Source organism: Actinoplanes sp. NPDC021490 (assembly GCF_055562135.1).
The window spans coordinates 786,590-803,333 of record NZ_JBVHFW010000001.1 but is presented as its reverse complement, the minus strand read 5'-3'; the positions used below and the strand labels follow the sequence as shown (position 1 = coordinate 803,333).

Below are 16,744 nucleotides of genomic sequence, written 5' to 3'. Positions count from 1 at the left end.
GACAATCAGGAAAGGTGAGCGAGCAGATCCTGGCGGGTCAGCACCCCGGCCGGCTTGCCGTCGACCAGCACCATCGCGGCGTCGGCCTTTTCGAGCAGGGCCACCGCCTCGCTCACCGGCTGGCCTCCGCCGATCATGGGCAGCGGGTCGCCCATGTGCCGTTCTATCGTGTCGTGCAGATGGGCCTGGCCGGTGAACAGCGCGTCCAGCAGGGCCTTCTCCGCGATCGAGCCGGCCACCTCGCCGGTCACCACCGGCGGCTCGGCCTTGAGCACGGGCAGCTGGGAAACCCCGTACTCGCGCATGTAGTCGATCGCGTCGCGCACCGTCTCGGTCGGGTGTACGTGGATCAGCGGCGGCATCGCGCCGTCCTTGCCCTCCAGCGCGTCGGCCACCGTGGGGGCGCCGTCGACCGACCGGAGGAAGCCGTAGCGGGCCATCCAGTCGTCGTTGAAGATCTTGGACAGGTAGCCCCGGCCGCCGTCTGGCAGCAGGACCACGATGACGTCGTCGGCCGAGGCGCGGCGGGCCACGTCGAGCGCGGCCACCACGGCCATGCCGCACGAGCCGCCGACCAGCAGGCCCTCCTCGCGGGCGAGCCGGCGGGTCATCTCGAACGAGTCGGAGTCGGAGACCTCGATGATCTCGTCGGCGATGCCCCGGTCGTACGTGGTGGGCCAGAAGTCTTCGCCCACGCCCTCGACCAGGTAGGGCCGCCCGGAACCGCCGGAGTAGACCGAGCCCTCCGGGTCGGCGCCGATCACGCGTACGGGACCCTGCTCTTTCAGATAGCGGCCGACCCCGGTGATCGTGCCGCCGGTGCCGACGCCCGTGACGAAGTGGGTGATCCGTCCCTCGGTCTGTTTCCACAGCTCGGGGCCGGTCTCCTCGTAGTGGGAGCGCGGGTTGGCGGCGTTGCTGTACTGGTCGGGCTTCCACGCGCCGGGCACCTCGCGGGCCAGGCGGTCGGAGACGTTGTAGTAGGAGCGCGGGTCCTCGGGGGCGACCGCCGTGGGGCAGACGACCACATCGGCCCCGTACGCCTTGAGAACGTTGCGCTTGTCCTCGCTGACCTTGTCGGGGCAGACGAAGATGCACTTGTAGCCGCGTTGCTGAGCCACCAGGGCCAGCCCCACACCGGTGTTGCCGCTGGTGGGCTCGACAATCGTGCCGCCGGGCTTCAGCAGACCGTCCCGTTCGGCGTCGAGCACCATCCGCATGGCGATCCGGTCCTTGACCGAACCGCCGGGATTGAAGTATTCGACCTTGGCCAGCACGGTGGCGGAGATGCCCTCGGTGACCTTGTTCAGCTTGACCAGGGGGGTGTCCCCGATGATGTCGACGACGTTGTCGTAGTAGCGCACGGCCTTAGGGTACGACTATCCGGCCCCGCTCCTGTTCCCACTCCAGGAAGCGCTGTGTCTCGGCGAGCACCGAGCCGGCCAGCCAGGCCACCATCACGGCATCGTCGGCCAGACCCACGACCAGCAAAAACATCTCGGGGATGACGTCGATGGGCGAGAGCACGTACGCCGTGGCGGCGGCCATCATCGCCACGCGGAGCCCGCCGTCGTACTCGCCTCGCACGGTGGCTTTCATCATGCGCGGAAGGGCCGCGATGCGGGTGGACAGGGACGGGCCGCCACGGGCCCCGGACATGAGCGCCTTGGCCAGCGCGGTGAACGCCGCCGTCCGTTTCAGCGTCTTCGCCATTCTGTTCTCCCTCCAGTCACTCCAGCATGACTTGAGCGCGCCATGATTGCCTCTCGCCGCCGCGCGATAGCCTCGAATTCACGACTCTTTTCTGATCATCGAGGCCGTTTCGAGCGACAGCGAGGGAGCCTGTGAGCACCAAACAGATCACCGCGGAGGATCGGCGCCGGCTCAAAGTGGCCGGTCAGGTCCTCGGTGGCGTGACGGGCGCCCTGGCCACGGTGACCGCCCTGTCGGCGGGCCTGCTGCTGCGGCAGGCCGCGGACGCTCGCCGGATCATCCCGATGGCCGAGGCCCCACCCCCGCGGGGCGACGGCCTCTACGGCGGGAAGTTCGGCGGCAAGGCCATCAACATGGTCATTCTGGGCGATTCCACCGCGGCCGGGTACGGCGTGCACCGTCCCCGCGAGACGCCGGGCGCGCTGCTGGCCACCGGGGTGTCGCGCCGGCTGCGCCGCCCCGTACGGCTGCACCGGCTGGCCGTGGTCGGGTCGATGTCGTCCGGCCTGCCCTATCAGGTCGACGCGGCCCTGGAGTACGACCCGGACGTGGCGGTGATCCTGATCGGCGGCAACGACGTCACGCACATCTCCGACCGGGCTTCCGCCGTACGTCACCTGGGCGACGCCGTCCGGCGGCTGCGCGACGTGGGCTGCAAGGTGGTCGTCGGCACCTGCCCCGACATCGGCGCGATCCAGCCGATCAAGCGGCCGCTGCGCTATCTGGCCCGCAAGTGGAGCCGCGATCTGGCCGCCGCGCAGACGGTCGCCGTGGTCGAGGCGGGCGGCCGCACGGTGTCGATCGGCGGCCTGCTCGGGCCCATGTTCGAGGCCGACCCGGCCCGCATGTTCGGCTCGGACCGCTTCCACCCGTCCGCCGAGGGCTACGCCCGGGCCGCGGCCGTGGTGATGCCGACCCTGATGGCGGTTCTCGGCGAGGACGATCGCACGGTTCTTCCCCCCGCCGAGGGGGTACGCAACCTGGAACGGGCCGCGCAGGAAGCGGTCCAGTCTCCGGGCACGGAGGTCAGCGCGGCCGGCCGATGGGCCGTGTTGCGCCGGCACCCGTGGTTCGGCGAGCCCCGTTCCTGGTTCGGTCACCGGCCGGCAGCGTCGCCGGCCCCGGGGGCCGACACCGTTCCCAGCGGCCGCTCGGCATCGAGCGCCGTAGGGTGGACCCCAGAGGATCAAGAGCATGCAACGTGACGCAGGGAGGCGAGTGGGATGGCGGGGGTGAACGCACGAATCGGCAAGGCGGCCGCCACGAGTCTGCTCGCCGGCGCGGTCGGTGGAGCGGCGCTGCTGGTCGGCGAGGTGCTGGCCGCGAAGGCCCGCCGGTACGCCAAGCCGACCATGGGCCTGGCCCTGCGCACGTCGATGGGCCCGGCCTCGGCGCCACCGCTGCGGCTGGTGCTGCTGGGTGACTCGGCCGCGATCGGCGTGGGTGTCGAGTGGCTGAGCGAGACCGTGGGCGGCCACCTGGCCCGACTGCTGGCCGAGGGCAGCGGCGAGACCGGCGAGCGGCACGTGCTGCTCTCCAGCGTGGGCGTGGCCGGTTCGCGCTCGTCCGACCTGGGCACCCAGGTGGCGCGGGCGCTGCTGGGCGACCGGCCCGACGTGGCTGTGGTGCTGATCGGCGCGCACGACGCGACCAGCCTGCGCAGCCCCGAGGAGTCGGCGGCCCAGCTGGGCACGGCGGTGCGCCGGCTGCGCGAAGCGGGCGTACGCGTGGTGGTCGGCACCTGCCCCGACCTGGGCGCGCTGCGGGCGATCGCGCCGCCGCTGCGACAGGTGGCCGCGGTGCTGGGCCGCCGGATGGCCAAGGCGCAGACCAAGGCGGTGACGGCCGCGGGCGGAGCCGTGGTCGACCTGGCCGACAAGACCGGCGCGGTGTTCCGGGCCGACGCGGGCACGCTCTGCTACGACGGCTTCCACCCCTCGGCCGACGGCTATCGGGTGTGGGCGCACGCCCTCTATCCCGCGGTCGTCAAGGCGGCGATGACCCCGGCCGGCTGACTGCACCACATCGCCGCCCGGGGCAATGACGGATAAGTAGTCGAACATGCCACCTGTGTGACGAATTTCTACTACCGGCTAAGTTACCCGCGAGTTAAATTGGGCGCATGCCGGAAGCTGTCATCGTCGCCACCGCTCGATCCCCCATCGGCCGTGCAGCCAAGGGATCCATGAGGGACCTGCGTCCCGACGACCTCGCCACCACCATCATCGACGCGGCCCTGGCCAAGGTGCCCCAGCTCGACCGGACCCTGATCGAGGACCTTTACCTCGGTTGCGGGCTGCCCGGCGGCGAGCAGGGGTTCAACATGGCCCGAGTGGTCGCCACCCAGCTCGGGCTGGACGGCCTGCCCGGCGCGACGGTCACCCGTTACTGCTCGTCCTCGCTGCAGACCACCCGCATGGCGTTCCACGCGATCAAGGCGGGCGAGGGTGACATCTTCCTCTCGGCCGGCGTCGAGACCGTCTCCCGGTACGCCCGGGGCAGCTCCGACGGCCTTCCCTCGGCGCTGCAGGCCCAGGTCGGCGGCGGCTGGGAGAACCCGAAGTTCACCGAGGCCCAGGCCCGCACGGCCCAGTACGCCGAGGGCGGCCGGACCTGGCACGACCCGCGCGACGACGGCCAGATCCCGGACGTCTACATCCAGATGGGTCAGACCGCCGAGAACCTCGCCCAGATCAAGGGCGTGAGCCGCGAGGACATGGACGAGTTCGGCGTACGCAGCCAGAACCTCGCCGAGAAGGCCATCGCCGACGGCTTCTGGGAGCGCGAGATCACCCCGGTGACGCTGCCCGACGGCACGGTCGTCTCGCAGGACGACGGTCCCCGGGCCGGCGTCACGCTGGAGGCGGTTTCGCAGCTCAAGCCGGTCTTCCGCCCCGACGGCCGGGTGACCGCGGGCAACTGCTGCCCGTTGAACGACGGCGCCGCGGCCGTGGTGATCATGAGTGACACCAAGGCGCGCGAGCTGGGCATCACCCCGCTGGCCCGGATCATCTCGACCGGCGTGACCGCGCTCAGCCCCGAGATCATGGGTCTGGGTCCGGTCGAGGCGTCGAAGCAGGCGCTCAAGCGGGCCGGCATGACCATCGGCGACGTCGACCTGGTCGAGATCAACGAGGCGTTCGCGGCCCAGGTCATCCCGTCGTACCGGGAACTGGGCATCCCGATCGAGAAGCTGAACGTCAACGGCGGCGCGATCGCGGTGGGCCACCCGTTCGGCATGACCGGCGCCCGCCTCACCGGCACCCTGCTCAACGCCCTGGACTGGCACGACAAGAGCATCGGCCTGGAGACGATGTGCGTCGGCGGCGGTCAGGGCATGGCGTTGGTGCTCGAGCGCCTGAGCTGACGCTCCGAGCCCCCGGATTACCGCCGGGTCCGGTCTGCCACGAGCGGCCGGGCTCGGCGGATTTATTTGTTGAGGGCGGCGCGCAGTTCGTCGACGGCCTCGGCCGCCTCCACCAGCACGGCTTGCGAACCCGAGCCGAGCAGGTCGTCGGCCAGCACCCGCACCTGGTCGGGCAGGATCATGTCGTGCTCGCGCGGCACCTCGCGGCGGGCCCGGCCCTCGGCGTCGGCCCCGAGGTCGGCCAGCAACTGCGCGAGAGCGTACGTCCGGGCGGCGCGGTCGTCCTGATTCCAGCGCGGCTGCTCCCACACACGGATCTGGTTGAGCAGCCGGTCGATCGACGTCGCGAAGTCGGTCATGCGATCCCCCCGGTCATGAGATCACCCTAAAGACAAACGCCCGGGCCACCGTACGGCGGTCCGGGCGTCCCTTGTCTTGCGGCGGTGCTAGTCGTCCCCGCCCTGCAGGAAGCTCAGCAGACGCAGGATCTCGATGTAGAGCCAGACCAGGCTGACCAGGATGCCGAACGCGGCGACCCAGGAGTAACGCGCCGGCAGGCCCATCCGGACGCCCTCTTCGACCTCGTTGAAGCTGAGGATGAAGCTGAGGGCGGCCACCACGATGCAGACGATGCTGAAGATGTAGCCCAGCGGGCCGTTGTCACGCAGGCCGGTGCTGAAGCCGAACAGGCTCAGCACGATGTTGATCAGCATGACGGCGAACAGGCCGCCCATCACGATGATCATGCCGCGCTGGAACTTCGGCGTCGCCCGGATGACCTTGGCCTTGTAAAGGAAGGCCGTCAGGAAGAAGACGCCGAAGGTGGCGATCACCGCCTGCAGGACGACGCCCTGATAGCCGGCGATCACCGAGAAGACCTTGGACGCCATGCCGACGAAGACACCCTCGACGACCGCGTAGCCGACGATGAGCGCCGGGTTGGCCATGCGCATGAACGAGATGACGAGACCGAGGACCAGGCCGATGACGGCCGCACCGATCCACGCGGCGCCGGTCATCGAGTCGGGAATCACGTTCCACGCCACGACGGCGGAGACGCCGGTGATGCCGAGCAGGGTGACCGTCTTGACGACGACGTCGTCGACCGTCATGGGCCGGACGGCGGGCGGAGCGGCGGGGTAATCCGACGCGCCGGGATACGGCTGACCGTAACCCGGGGCGGCACCGGCGGGGCCGTAGGCCCCGTACCCGGCCGTACGCTCCCGCTCGGCCGCCTGGCCGAGGCGCGAGAGCACCGGGTTGGAAGTCTTCACTGTGTCCAGCCTCCCTCATGAGGTTGAGGCACGTTTGACGTGCCGTTCCAGCGTACGGGAGCCGACTGATCAGGAAAGCCTCGGAATGCTGTGAACAGGCTGAATGTAAAGCCGTCAAAGCAGGCTCAGGTGCCCGGGGCGGGTCTCGAACCCGCACGCCTTCGTGAGGCAGCCGCTTTTAAGGCGGCCGTGTCTGCCGTTCCACCACCCGGGCGGGCCCAGGGCGTCACCGTGAGCGGCGACACCCTAGGACACCGTATACGTCCGAGCTTCAGTTCTGGAGACCGCCTCAGCGGGATCCGGCGTCCACCTTCGGACGCTCGGCCGGGCGCTGCACCGGCGGGGTCACCTCGGTGAACTCCTCGCGCGGCGAGTGCAGCTGCCCCAGCGCCACCGTCTCACGCTTGAACAGCATGGCCAGCGTCCAGTCGGCGACCACCCGGGCCTTGCGGTGGAACGACGGGATGTGGCTCACGTGATAGGTGCGGTGCATGAACCAGGCCGGCCAGCCCTTGACCTTGATGCCGTAGACGTGCGCGACACCCTTGCCGAGGCCGAGACCGGCGACGCTGCCGATGTACTTGTGCTTGTACTCCTTCGGCTCGCCGCCGAGGATGACCTGCCGGATGTTGTCGGCCAGCACCCGGGCCTGCCGGACGGCGTGCTGGGCGCTCGGCGAGCACCAGCCGCCGGGGTTGGTCAGGTCGGGCACCTGGGCGCTGTCGCCCGCGCTCCACGCGCCCTCGAGCACGTTGCCGTCGCTGTCGGCCACCTGCAGCGTGGGCAGGCAGTTGACGTGGCCCTTGGGGCCGCGGGGCAGGTCGGTGTGCTCGAGCATCGGCGACGGCTTCACGCCGGCCGTCCAGACCAGGGTCTCGGCGCGGAACTTGTCGCCGTCGGAGAGCACGATCTCGCCGTCGACGCACGAGTTGAGGAAGGTGTCGAGGCGCAGGGACACGCCCCGCTTGGCCAGCTCGCGGGCCGCGTACGCCCCCATCTTGGGGCCGACCTCGGGCAGGATCCGGTTGGTCGCCTCGACCAGGACGAACTTGAGCTCGTTCTTGTCGAGCTCGGGGTAGTACTTCAGGGCGTCCCGGACGACGTCCTCCATCTCGGCCAGCGCCTCGATGCCGGCGAACCCGCCGCCGACGAAGACGAACGTCAGCGCGGCCCGGCGGACCTCGGGGTCGGGCGTGACGGCCGCGACGTCGAGCTGGTCGAGGATGTGGTTACGCAGATAAGTGGCCTCACCGATGGTCTTGAGGCCGATGCCGCGCTCGCTCAGGCCGGGGATCGGCAGCGTACGCGAGACGGAGCCCGGCGCCACGATGATGTGGTCGTAGCTCAACTCGGTGGCCGGGCCCTCGATGGGCTGGATGGTCACCGTCTTGCGTGCGTGCTCCACCTTGGTGACCTCACCGGCCACCACGCGACACTTCTTGAGCTCGCGGCGGAGCGGCACGACGCTGTGCCGCGGGGAGATGTTGCCGGCCGCCGCCTCGGGGAGGAACGGCTGGTACGTCATGTGCGGCTGCGGGTCGATGACCACGATCTCGGCCCGGCGCCGGCTGAGCTTCTTCGACAGGCGCAGGGCGGCGTATAGACCGACGTGCCCTGCACCGACGACGACGATGCGCTGCGGATTCACGTGAGCCATTCTCGCGCGCCGGAGGGTCCGCGCGCCTCCTGGTGTGACGCAAGACAAAGCCATTTGTCAAGTGCTGTGACACACATATTGCGGGCAGATTTCACGCCCTATGCACAAGGCGTGATATGAGCAGTGTGGCAGTGGCGGCGCCGACCAGACCGACCACCGTGGCCACCAGGAAGGGGCCGCCCGCGAGCTCGGCCGCGAGCCCCAGGGCGAACACGGTGAGCAGGGCCGAAACGACGACCACAGCCAGCGCGCGGACCAGCCAGAGGCCGACCACATCGAAGTTCACGATCGAGTCGTACGGGAGCACGGCCGCCAACGCCGTGAGCGAATGACCCAGATAGAGCGCCGCGGCGATGGTCAGCACCCGCCAGAGCGACACCTCGGAGTCGTAGAAGGCGGTGTCGGCCAGCCAGCCCCCGATCACCACCAGGGCCGAGAAGGTCGCGCCCCGGCCGCGCGGCGCAAACGCGGGATAGAGGGCGATCACCGCCAGGGGCAGGAAGTACTGCGTGCCGACCAGGCCGGCCGGCCAGGCCACCGACATGGCGACCAGACCGCACACGCCGATGGCGCAGCGCACCAGGAAAGGCAGCACGGTGGCGCGGGAGAACGCGCGCCGGGCCCCGGTCAGCCGCCTCGTGATCATCGCGAACATCAGCGCCCCCGGGGTGCCGAAGCGAGCCGTGACACGTCGCGCAGGACCAGGTCGAGGCTGCCCGCGCCGGCCCACTCGACGACCGGGACGCCGTGCTCGCGCAGCCGGCCCAGCACGTTCTCGCGCTCCAGGCGCCACAGCCGGTTGGCCAGCGGCGTCCACGGGCTGCGCACGTCGGGGGCGGCCTCGGCGGGCAGGGTGTCGACGGCGACCACGAACCGGCCGGACTGGGCCAGCGAGGCCAGCATGTCGGCCGACCGGGGGTCGATCAGCGGGGTGAGCACCACGACCAGCGCGTCCGACGACACGTGGTGCGCGCCGAAGTCGCCCTCCTGCTCCATCGGGTCGGGCCGCACGTCGAGCAGCCACTCCAGCACGATCAGATATTGCCGGCGGCCGGTGGCCGGGCGCAGGCGGCGGGCCGCGGCGCCGTATTCGAGCAGCGAGACCCGGTCGCCGCGCTGCAGATAGTGCTCGGCGATGGCGGCCGAGGCCCGGACCGTGGTGTCGAGCACCGACGCCGCGCGGCCGACCCCGCCCGAGAGGCCGACCTCGCCCAGTACGTCGAGCAGCAGCACCACCTCGGCGTCGCGGTCCGAGAGCGTGGAAGCGACGTGCAGATCCCGGGTGCGCAAGGAGACCCGCCAGTCGATGCGCCGGAGCCGGTCGCCCGGCGCGAACGGGCGGACGCCGGCCAGTTCGCCGCCCTCACCCATGCGCCGTGACCGGTGCGCGCCGACCAGGCCGGCGGCCGCGGGCATCGCCTCGATCGCGTTGAACGGGTCGGTCACCGGATAGACCCGGACGCCGTGCGCCGGGGTGACGACCGGGCGGCAGGCCAGCAGGCCACCGCAGGCGGCGACCCGGGCCGCGGCCGGACCGACGTCCTGCCGGCCCCAGCGCAACGCGTCGCCGGGCAGGTCGACCGCGGCCCACCCGTCGGAGGCCACGGTGAGGGCGAACGGGCGGTCGGCGTGCTCCAGCTTGAGCCAGCGCGACGTGCGGGTGCGCACGACCACCAGGTCGTACGGGATGACATCGGGGTTGGTCACGGTCACCGAGGCCTGCACCTGGCCGCCCTCGACCAGCAGCTCCTCGTCGGCGGTGACCGAGAGCTCGGGCGTCGCGCGGGGCATCCGGCGCAGGTGGATCGCCGCGCCGATCGCGAACGGCGCGGCCAGCAGCACCAGGTCGACGCGGCCGAGGGCGACGCCGAGCACGAGCAGCAGGCCGGTGAGCAGCACGGCCCGGCCGAGCGCGCGGGTCGGCGCCCAGGCGGGCCCGTTACCCGGATCGCCCGGCGCGGCCGACGGCACGGCTCGGCGCAGCAGCGGCTCGGGAACCGTCACGTCGCGGTGTACCCCGTCGCGTAGGTGGGCAGGGCGCCGCTGGCCGGGGCCGGGGTGTTCTGCAGGACCTCGTCGACCACGAAGGCCGGGTCGACCCGGCGCAGCCACATCTCGGGGCGCAGCGTGATGCGGTGGGCCAGGGCGGGCACGGCGACGTCCTTCACGTCCTCCGGCACCACGAAGTCACGCCCGGCCATCGCGGCACGCGCCCGGGCCAGCAGCAGCAGCGCCAGCGAGCCACGCGGGGACGAGCCGACCAGCACCGACGCGTGCTCGCGGGTAGCCGCGGCGAGCGACACGCAGTAACGGCCGATGGAATCCTCGACGGCGATCGTCTCGAGCGCCGCCTGCATCGCCTGGAGCCGGCCGGAGTCGACCACCGGTTGCAGGAACGCCTCCTCCTGGCGGCGGGACATGCGGCGCTGCAGCACTTCCCACTCCTCCTCGGCGGTCGGATAGCCGAACGACACGCGCAGCAGGAACCGGTCGAGCTGGGCCTCGGGCAGCGGGTAGGTGCCCTCGTATTCGATCGGGTTGGCCGTGGCGAGAACGTGGAACGGCGGGTCGAGGCGATACGTCACGCCCTCGACCGACACCTGCTTCTCCTGCATGGCCTCGAGCAGCGCGGCCTGGGTCTTCGGCGGCGTCCGGTTGATCTCGTCGGCCAGCAGCATGTTGGTGAAGACCGGACCGGCCCGGAACGCGAAGTCACCCTTGCGCTGGTCGTAGAGGAACGAGCCGGTCACGTCGGCCGGCAGCAGGTCGGGGGTGAACTGCAGCCGGCGGAAGTCGAGACCGAGCGCCTGCGCGAAACAGCGGGCGGTCAGCGTCTTGCCGAGACCGGGCAGATCTTCCAGCAGCACGTGGCCACCGGCCAGGATCCCGGCCAGCACCAGCTCGAGCGAGTCGCGCTTGCCCACCACGACGCTGCCGACCGAGTCGAGGACGGCACCGGCCAGCCTTCCCACCTCGTACGGGGGGAGGGGCTGCACGCCTGTCTCCGTCACCACGGCACCTTTCTCACAATCGCTCCAACACGTCCACGTAGGACTCGAGATCACGCGCCTTCGGCATGCGCCGGCCGCGGTCGTGCAGCGTCGCCCAGAGCGGGTCGCCGAGCAGCTCACGGGCGCGCCGCGGGTCGGACGCCCGGGTGATTCCGTGACGCAGCCGCAGGCGCTCGTCGGTGAGCTCGGCCAGCACCGGCAGAACGTTACGCGAATACAGATCGTCGTCGGCGGCGGCCCGCTCCAGATTTCGCTCCCAGCGGCGCACGGCGGCCCGCAGCGAATCGGTGCCGCTGCCGCCGTCGGAACCGCCGCGCCGGTCGGAGCGCTTGGGCATCGGCGGCGGCCGCACCTCGGCCACCGCCAGCAGGATCAGCCGGAGCCCGGCCAGCGCGAACACCACGAAGACGATCGAGATGTCGAGATCGGCCGAGCGCATGGCGGCCACCACGACCACGGTGGCCAGACCGACCAGCAGCAGGTTGCCCAGGGTCCAGGCGACCCACGAGCGTTTGCGCTCCGGGGCCGGCTCGTCGGCGACCGGTGGCTCGTCGCGCTGCCCGAAAAGCTCGTCGAGCCCGCCCGTGCTCACGCCGGCACCCCCGAGCCCAGGTCGGCGCGCAGCCGCTCGAGCGCCGAGCGGGCCTGGCGGCGCATCTGGTCGTCGACCGTGTGCGTCGCATAGCGGGCCTGGCGATAGACGTCGAGCAGCGCGGCCAGCACCTGCGCGTCGACCTGCTGCTCGCTGAGGAGGCGGCCGACCAGGTCGGTGGGGCTGTCGCCCGGATGCCTCGGCGTGCCCGCGGCCGCGGCGGCCTGTTCGAGCCGGACCCAGCAGGCGATGACGGCCCGGCGCGGGTCGCGGTCGGTGTCGGAGAGCTCCTCGAGGCCGGCGTCGAGGGCGGCGACCAGTTCCTCGGCCGTACGCGGCTGGTCGCGGGGCCGCTTGCGGTCGCGCTTGTTCTTGCCGGAGCGGCGGCGGCGATCGCGCAGCAGCGAATAGATCAGCAGGCCGAGGACGACCGCGACGATCACCCCGAGCACGACGAGGGCGGCCGTGTTGATCCAGTCGGGCAGGCCGCGGGCCGGCTCGGGCGGCGGCGGGGTGGAGCGCTCGGCCGACGGGACGGTGGTGGGCAGAAGCGGCGCCTCGGCCGTCGGCTCGTCGCGCACGATCTGCTCGAGACGGGGCTCGGACCTGGTCGCGGCCAGGGCGGTGCCGAAGAGCAGCACGAGGACGGCGGCCAGGGGCCACCAGCGTCGCAGAGCCGCGAGGGTCATCGGTCCTTCTCTATGCCCGATCAGATCTGAGCCAGCCGCTTCGCCTCCGTGAAGACGTCGTCGAGCATGGCCGGGGTGAGCTTACCGGTGAAGGTGTTCTGCTGGCTGACGTGGAAGCAGCCGAGGAGATCCGGAACCCCCGGCTGGCTGACCCGCGCGCCGTGACCGAACTTGGGCCGGGGCACCGGCGGCCTCGTCCCGTACACCGAAGTCATCGCCGGCCACCACGCCTGCCAGGCGAAAGCCCCCAGCGCGACCACCACCTTGAGGGTCGGGCGGATCAGCTCCAGCTCGCGGTGCAGCCAGGGGGCACAGGTGTCGCGTTCCTCGGGCAGCGGCTTGTTGTCGGGCGGGGCGCAGCGGACGGCGGCGAAGATCCGCAGGTTCGTCAGCGTCAGGCCGTCGTCGGCGGAGACGCTGGTCGGCTGGTTGACCAGACCGGCCCGGTGCAGCGCGGCGAACAGGACGTCGCCCGAGCGGTCACCGGTGAAGATGCGGCCGGTGCGGTTGCCGCCGTGCGCGGCCGGGGCCAGTCCGAGAATGGCGATCTCGGGGTCGGCGACGCCGTAACCGGGGACCGGGCGGCCCCAGTAGTGCTGGTCGCGGAACGACGCGCGCTTGGTCGCGGCGACCTCCTCACGCCAGGCGACCAGGCGCGGGCAGGCGAAGCAATCCGCGACCTCGGCGTCCAGCATGCTGAGGGAGGCGGCCGCGGCCGCGGTGGCTTTCACTTCTCCGGGCGTACGGGTGGGACTCACGCGGTTCTTTCTACGCCTTCGGTTTCAGGCACAGCAGGTAGCCCTGGTCATCGCCGTTGGCGTAGACGTAGAACTCCTCCTTTTCCCGGAAGAACTTGTTGCAGGAGTCGCTCTGGGTCGAGCTCTCGCCGTCAACCCGGGCCACGACGCTGAACCGGGCGTCGGCCGACGAGCAGTCGACGAGGTCGGCGCCGGTCCGGGTGGTGCCCTCGTCCTCGACCTTCTCGTCGGAGGCGATGCAGTCACCGGCCTTGGCGTCGCGGGCGCCGTCGCCGCCGCCGCTGAGGAACAGGCCGCTGATCGCATAGATGGCGGCCGCCACGACGATCCCGCCGACGATGGCCGCGAGGAGCATGCGCCGCCGGCGGGCGGAGGGCGCCTCAGCCGCGGGCCGATCGGGGGCGGCCTGAGGTGCTGTGCTCACGGGTGATCCTCCGAGGGGTCGTCCGGCCGGTCGCAGCCGCGACTTTAGCGACCGTTCCCCTCGTGTGGCGAGTTGCGCCGTCAGCCGTTCGTGGTCAGCTCCGGGGGCGCAGGCAGAGGACGTAACCGTCGCCCGACGTGCTGCCGTAGACGTAGTAGGGCTCGCCGCCGGAAAAGAACTTGGCGCAGGCGGTGCTGTTCGGGGAGCTCTCCCCCTCGATGCGGGCCACCACCGTGTATTCGGCCTGGATCGACTCGCACTCGACGACCTCGGCCGAGGTCTCGGTGGTGCCCGCATTGGCCACCGCGCCCGTGGCGGCGAGGCAGTCACCGACCTGGGCGCCCTTGGCGGGGTCGGCGGCGGCCGAGACGATCGCGCTCACGCCGAAGACGCCGAGACCGACGATCAGGATCCCGGCCAGGCCGACGGCCAGCAGCACGATCTTGAGGGTGCTGCGCTTCTTCGGCGCCGGGCCACCCAGCGGCGGGTACGCGGGATAGCCGGGCTGGCCCGGCTGCGGATAGCCGGGGTGGGCCGGGCCCGCGGGCGGGTAGCCGGGCATCCCGGGCGGCCGCCCATAAGCGGGCTGAGTGTATGCGGGCTGACCGAAAAGCGGCTGACCAGGCGCCGGCTGACCGAAAGCAGGCTGGCCCGGCTGCGGCTGACCGAACGCAGGCTGGCCCGGCTGCGGCTGACCGAACGCAGGCTGACCGGGCTGCGGCTGACCGAAAGCAGGCTGGCCGTACGGGGGCGGCGCGGACTGCGGCTGGCCATAGGGGGGCGGCGGAAAGGCCGGCTGCGGCGCGAAGGTGGGGTCGGAGGGCGGCGGGGTCGCGTCGCTCAAGGGTGGTTCCTTTCCGCGAGCCGGCCCTGGGGCGACCGGATCAAGCGGAGAGACAGTAGCGACCGGCCCCGATCCCCGCGACCCCGGTCAGCGACCCGGCGGGGTGGGCGTCGTCACGGTGGGGGCCGCGGTCGGACCCTGGGTCGACGGCCGCGCGGAGGGGGACGACGCGGGCGGCCTGTCCGTGGCCGTGGCGGCCGGCTCGATCGGCGAAGCGGTGCGGCCCGCCGGCCCCGTGGGTGCGGGCGAGCCGAACGGCGCCGCCTCGGGGCAGTACGGGTAGCCCATCGAGCGCGAGTGGAACGACTCACCCGTGTTGGGGTTGTCGCACCAGGCGTTGCCCATCTGGATCGGCGCGCCTTCCTGGTCGAACAGGCGGGCGCCGGGCACCAGCTTGCCCGTGCTGTCGTAGACGAAGACGTCGGTGATGTAGTCGTACGGGTTGCCGCTGGAGTAGCCCGCGTCGTTGTAGCCGGGGTCGCGGACCTCGCTGTCGGCGTTGAAGAACCCGCCGATCGCGAACAGCACCAGGAACACCGAGCCGACGTTGATCACGTATCGCGGCCAGCCGTCGCGGCCCAGGCGGCGCTGCCCGACCAGGACCGAGGCGACGACGCAGCCGGCCAGCAGCACCAGCGCCACCACCGTGCTGCCGCCGACGCGGGGCAGCAGGCCGGGCTGGTTGCCGCTGGCGTCGAACAGGTAGGCCAGCGCCATCGCGCCCAGATAGCCGCGCAGCACCCACCACGCGGGACGCAGCAGCGCGAGGAAGTCGCTGGCCTTGGGATATCCGAGCAGCGGCCCGATCTTGGCGTCGGCCGGGCCGAGCACCTTCATGAGCTGCATGCGCATCTCGGCCGGGCTGACCCACTGGCTCTTGTTGGGCGGCTCGGGGAAGCCGCCGACGTAACCCGCCGCGGTGGAACGCAGCTCGGCCGCGTACGCCTCGGGGGTGCCCAGCCGGTCGGTCAGCGTGACCGTGTCCTCGGCCCGGATCTCGGCCAGATGCTCGGGCAGATCCTCGAGGAGCTCGGCGCGGGTGGCCTCGGGCAGGTCGGCCAGCGCCGCGCGGACACGCTCGACGTATTCGGTGATCTCGTCCTGTGCCGTGGAGTTCACGCCGTCTCCCGCTCGCGAAGCAGATCGTCCATGGTGGATGCGAAGCCGTGCCACACTTTGCCCGATCGCTGCAACTCGGCGCGGCCCGCGGCGTTGAGCCCGTAGTACTTGCGGTGGGGCCCCTCGACGCTGGGAACGACATAGCTGTTCAGCAGGCCGCCGGCGAACAGGCGCCGGAGTGTGCCGTAGACCGAGGCGTCGCCGACGTCTTCGAGCCCGGCGGCCCGCAGCCGGCGAAGGATGTCGTAGCCGTAACCGTCCTCGTCGCGCAGGGCGGCGAGCACGGCCAGGTCCAGGACACCCTTGAGCAGCTGGGTCGTATCCACGCGAAGGACAGTACTGCGCAATGCGAAATACCGTCAAGACGACAGTAGCGCCGCGATCGTCACGGAACGCTCAGGCGAGGCTGTAACAGATGCCGTCGAGGATGTCGTGCTCGGAGGCGATCACCGAGTCGTGGCCGGAGCGCTCCATGATCGTGCGGAGGATCAGGGCGCCGGCGCCGATCACGTCGGCCCGGCCGGGATGCATCACGGGCAGTTCGAGGCGCTTGGCGACCGGCATGGCCAGCAGCTCGGCGGTCACCCGGGACACGTCGGCCCGGCTCACCTCGGCGTGGTGGATGCGCGTGGCGTCGTACGAGGGAAGGCTCTTGGCCAGGGCGGTGACGGTGGTGACCGTGCCCGCCAGCCCGACCAGGGTCTTGGCCGCACGACCGGGCACCGCGGTCAGGGCGATGTCGACCGCCGCCGCGATGTCACGCTCCGCATTGTGGATCTCGGCCGCGCTGGGCGGATCGCCGTGGAGATGACGCTCGGTCATCCGGACGCAGCCGATGTCCATCGAGATGGCGTGGTCGACGGCATCCGAGCCGGTGACGAACTCGGTCGAGCCGCCGCCGATGTCGACAACCAGGTAGGGACGCTCGGCGCGCAGACCGGCGATCGCGCCCGTGAAGGAGAGCCGGGCCTCCTCGTCGCCGCTGATCACCTCGGGGTCGATGCCGAGCACGCCCCGGACCATGTCGCGGAACTCCTGGGCGTTCTCGGCGTCGCGCGAGGCCGACGTGGCGCACATCCGGACCCGGTTGACGCCCAGTTCGGCGATCTCGGCGGCATAACCGATCAGAGCTTTCCGCGTACGGGCCAGGGCTCCCTCGGACAGGCGCCCGGTGCGATCGACCCCCTCGCCCAGGCGCACGATCTCCATCCGGCGGGCGACGTCGGTGAGCCCGCCGTCCGCGACGTCGGCGATGAGCAGGCGGATCGAGTTCGTCCCGCAGTCGATCCCGGCCAC

The 16,744-nt window shown here is 71.4% G+C and carries 19 protein-coding genes and 1 tRNA gene; 3 read left to right on the top strand and 17 right to left on the bottom strand.

Annotated elements, in window-relative coordinates; all coding sequences use genetic code 11:
• Nucleotides 1-5: 5 nt before the first annotated feature.
• Both ACZ3I4_RS03755 and ACZ3I4_RS03750 read right to left on the bottom strand, forming a co-directional pair.
• Entirely contained in the window at nt 6-1,364 is a 1,359-nt protein-coding gene (locus tag ACZ3I4_RS03755) for a cystathionine beta-synthase (protein WP_465380275.1), read from the bottom strand.
• Between the two features lie 4 nt (nt 1,365-1,368).
• Complete coding sequence (locus ACZ3I4_RS03750) at nt 1,369-1,713, bottom strand: YkvA family protein (protein ID WP_465380274.1); 345 nt, start codon at nt 1,711-1,713, stop codon at nt 1,369-1,371.
• A 131-nt stretch (nt 1,714-1,844) separates the two neighbouring features.
• On the opposite strand from ACZ3I4_RS03750, the gene ACZ3I4_RS03745 reads away from it, so the two are divergent.
• From ACZ3I4_RS03745 to ACZ3I4_RS03735, 3 genes are all read left to right on the top strand, one after another.
• Entirely contained in the window at nt 1,845-2,918 is a 1,074-nt protein-coding gene (locus ACZ3I4_RS03745; protein ID WP_465380273.1) for an SGNH/GDSL hydrolase family protein, read from the top strand.
• 18 nt (nt 2,919-2,936) lie between these two features.
• Entirely contained in the window at nt 2,937-3,728 is a 792-nt protein-coding gene (locus ACZ3I4_RS03740; RefSeq protein ID WP_465380272.1) for an SGNH/GDSL hydrolase family protein, read from the top strand.
• A gap of 107 nt (nt 3,729-3,835) precedes the next feature.
• A complete protein-coding gene (locus ACZ3I4_RS03735) occupies nt 3,836-5,080 on the top strand; it encodes an acetyl-CoA C-acetyltransferase (RefSeq protein WP_465380271.1) in 1,245 nt (414 codons plus the stop codon).
• A 62-nt stretch (nt 5,081-5,142) separates the two neighbouring features.
• Here the strand turns inward: ACZ3I4_RS03735 and ACZ3I4_RS03730 are convergent, their stop codons facing one another.
• The 15 genes from ACZ3I4_RS03730 to ACZ3I4_RS03660 form a co-directional block, all read right to left on the bottom strand.
• Nucleotides 5,143-5,439, bottom strand: a complete 297-nt coding sequence (locus tag ACZ3I4_RS03730; protein ID WP_465380270.1) for a hypothetical protein — start codon at nt 5,437-5,439, stop codon at nt 5,143-5,145.
• Nucleotides 5,440-5,526: 87 nt separating this feature from the next.
• Entirely contained in the window at nt 5,527-6,354 is an 828-nt protein-coding gene (locus ACZ3I4_RS03725; RefSeq protein ID WP_465380269.1) for a Bax inhibitor-1/YccA family protein, read from the bottom strand.
• A gap of 130 nt (nt 6,355-6,484) precedes the next feature.
• Nucleotides 6,485-6,568: transfer RNA gene (locus ACZ3I4_RS03720), tRNA-Leu, on the bottom strand.
• 75 nt (nt 6,569-6,643) lie between these two features.
• Nucleotides 6,644-8,002, bottom strand: coding sequence for an NAD(P)/FAD-dependent oxidoreductase (locus tag ACZ3I4_RS03715; RefSeq protein WP_465380268.1), 1,359 nt, complete (start codon nt 8,000-8,002; stop codon nt 6,644-6,646).
• A 100-nt stretch (nt 8,003-8,102) separates the two neighbouring features.
• Nucleotides 8,103-8,666: a hypothetical protein gene (locus tag ACZ3I4_RS03710; protein ID WP_465380267.1), complete on the bottom strand. Its 564-nt coding sequence runs from the start codon at nt 8,664-8,666 to the stop codon at nt 8,103-8,105.
• Entirely contained in the window at nt 8,666-9,982 is a 1,317-nt protein-coding gene (locus ACZ3I4_RS03705) for a DUF58 domain-containing protein (RefSeq protein ID WP_465380458.1), read from the bottom strand. Before ACZ3I4_RS03705 ends, ACZ3I4_RS03710 begins: the two co-directional genes overlap by 1 nt.
• 29 nt (nt 9,983-10,011) lie before the next feature.
• Nucleotides 10,012-11,022, bottom strand: a complete 1,011-nt coding sequence (locus ACZ3I4_RS03700) for an AAA family ATPase (RefSeq protein ID WP_465380266.1) — start codon at nt 11,020-11,022, stop codon at nt 10,012-10,014.
• 13 nt (nt 11,023-11,035) lie between these two features.
• Nucleotides 11,036-11,614 (bottom strand): hypothetical protein, encoded by a 579-nt coding sequence (locus ACZ3I4_RS03695; RefSeq protein ID WP_465380265.1) that lies wholly within the window; start codon nt 11,612-11,614, stop codon nt 11,036-11,038.
• Nucleotides 11,611-12,303 carry a DUF4129 domain-containing protein gene (locus ACZ3I4_RS03690; protein ID WP_465380264.1) on the bottom strand — a complete coding sequence of 231 codons (693 nt, stop codon included), beginning with the start codon at nt 12,301-12,303 and terminating at the stop codon, nt 11,611-11,613. The genes ACZ3I4_RS03695 and ACZ3I4_RS03690 overlap by 4 nt, the downstream gene beginning before the upstream one ends.
• Before the next feature lie 20 nt (nt 12,304-12,323).
• Nucleotides 12,324-12,998 (bottom strand): uracil-DNA glycosylase, encoded by a 675-nt coding sequence (locus ACZ3I4_RS03685; protein WP_465380457.1) that lies wholly within the window; start codon nt 12,996-12,998, stop codon nt 12,324-12,326.
• Nucleotides 12,999-13,071: 73 nt separating this feature from the next.
• Nucleotides 13,072-13,485: an LppU/SCO3897 family protein gene (locus ACZ3I4_RS03680; protein ID WP_465380263.1), complete on the bottom strand. Its 414-nt coding sequence runs from the start codon at nt 13,483-13,485 to the stop codon at nt 13,072-13,074.
• Nucleotides 13,486-13,579: 94 nt separating this feature from the next.
• On the bottom strand, nt 13,580-14,047 hold the full coding sequence (locus ACZ3I4_RS03675) for an LppU/SCO3897 family protein (RefSeq protein WP_465380262.1): 468 nt from the start codon (nt 14,045-14,047) through the stop codon (nt 13,580-13,582).
• Between the two features lie 369 nt (nt 14,048-14,416).
• Nucleotides 14,417-15,448: an HAAS signaling domain-containing protein gene (locus tag ACZ3I4_RS03670; protein ID WP_465380261.1), complete on the bottom strand. Its 1,032-nt coding sequence runs from the start codon at nt 15,446-15,448 to the stop codon at nt 14,417-14,419.
• The gene (locus ACZ3I4_RS03665) at nt 15,445-15,774 is read right to left on the bottom strand and encodes a PadR family transcriptional regulator (RefSeq protein ID WP_465380260.1); all 330 of its coding nucleotides are present in this window, start codon (nt 15,772-15,774) and stop codon (nt 15,445-15,447) included. Before ACZ3I4_RS03665 ends, ACZ3I4_RS03670 begins: the two co-directional genes overlap by 4 nt.
• Nucleotides 15,775-15,844: 70 nt before the next feature.
• Entirely contained in the window at nt 15,845-16,744 is a 900-nt protein-coding gene (locus ACZ3I4_RS03660; RefSeq protein ID WP_465380456.1) for a Ppx/GppA phosphatase family protein, read from the bottom strand.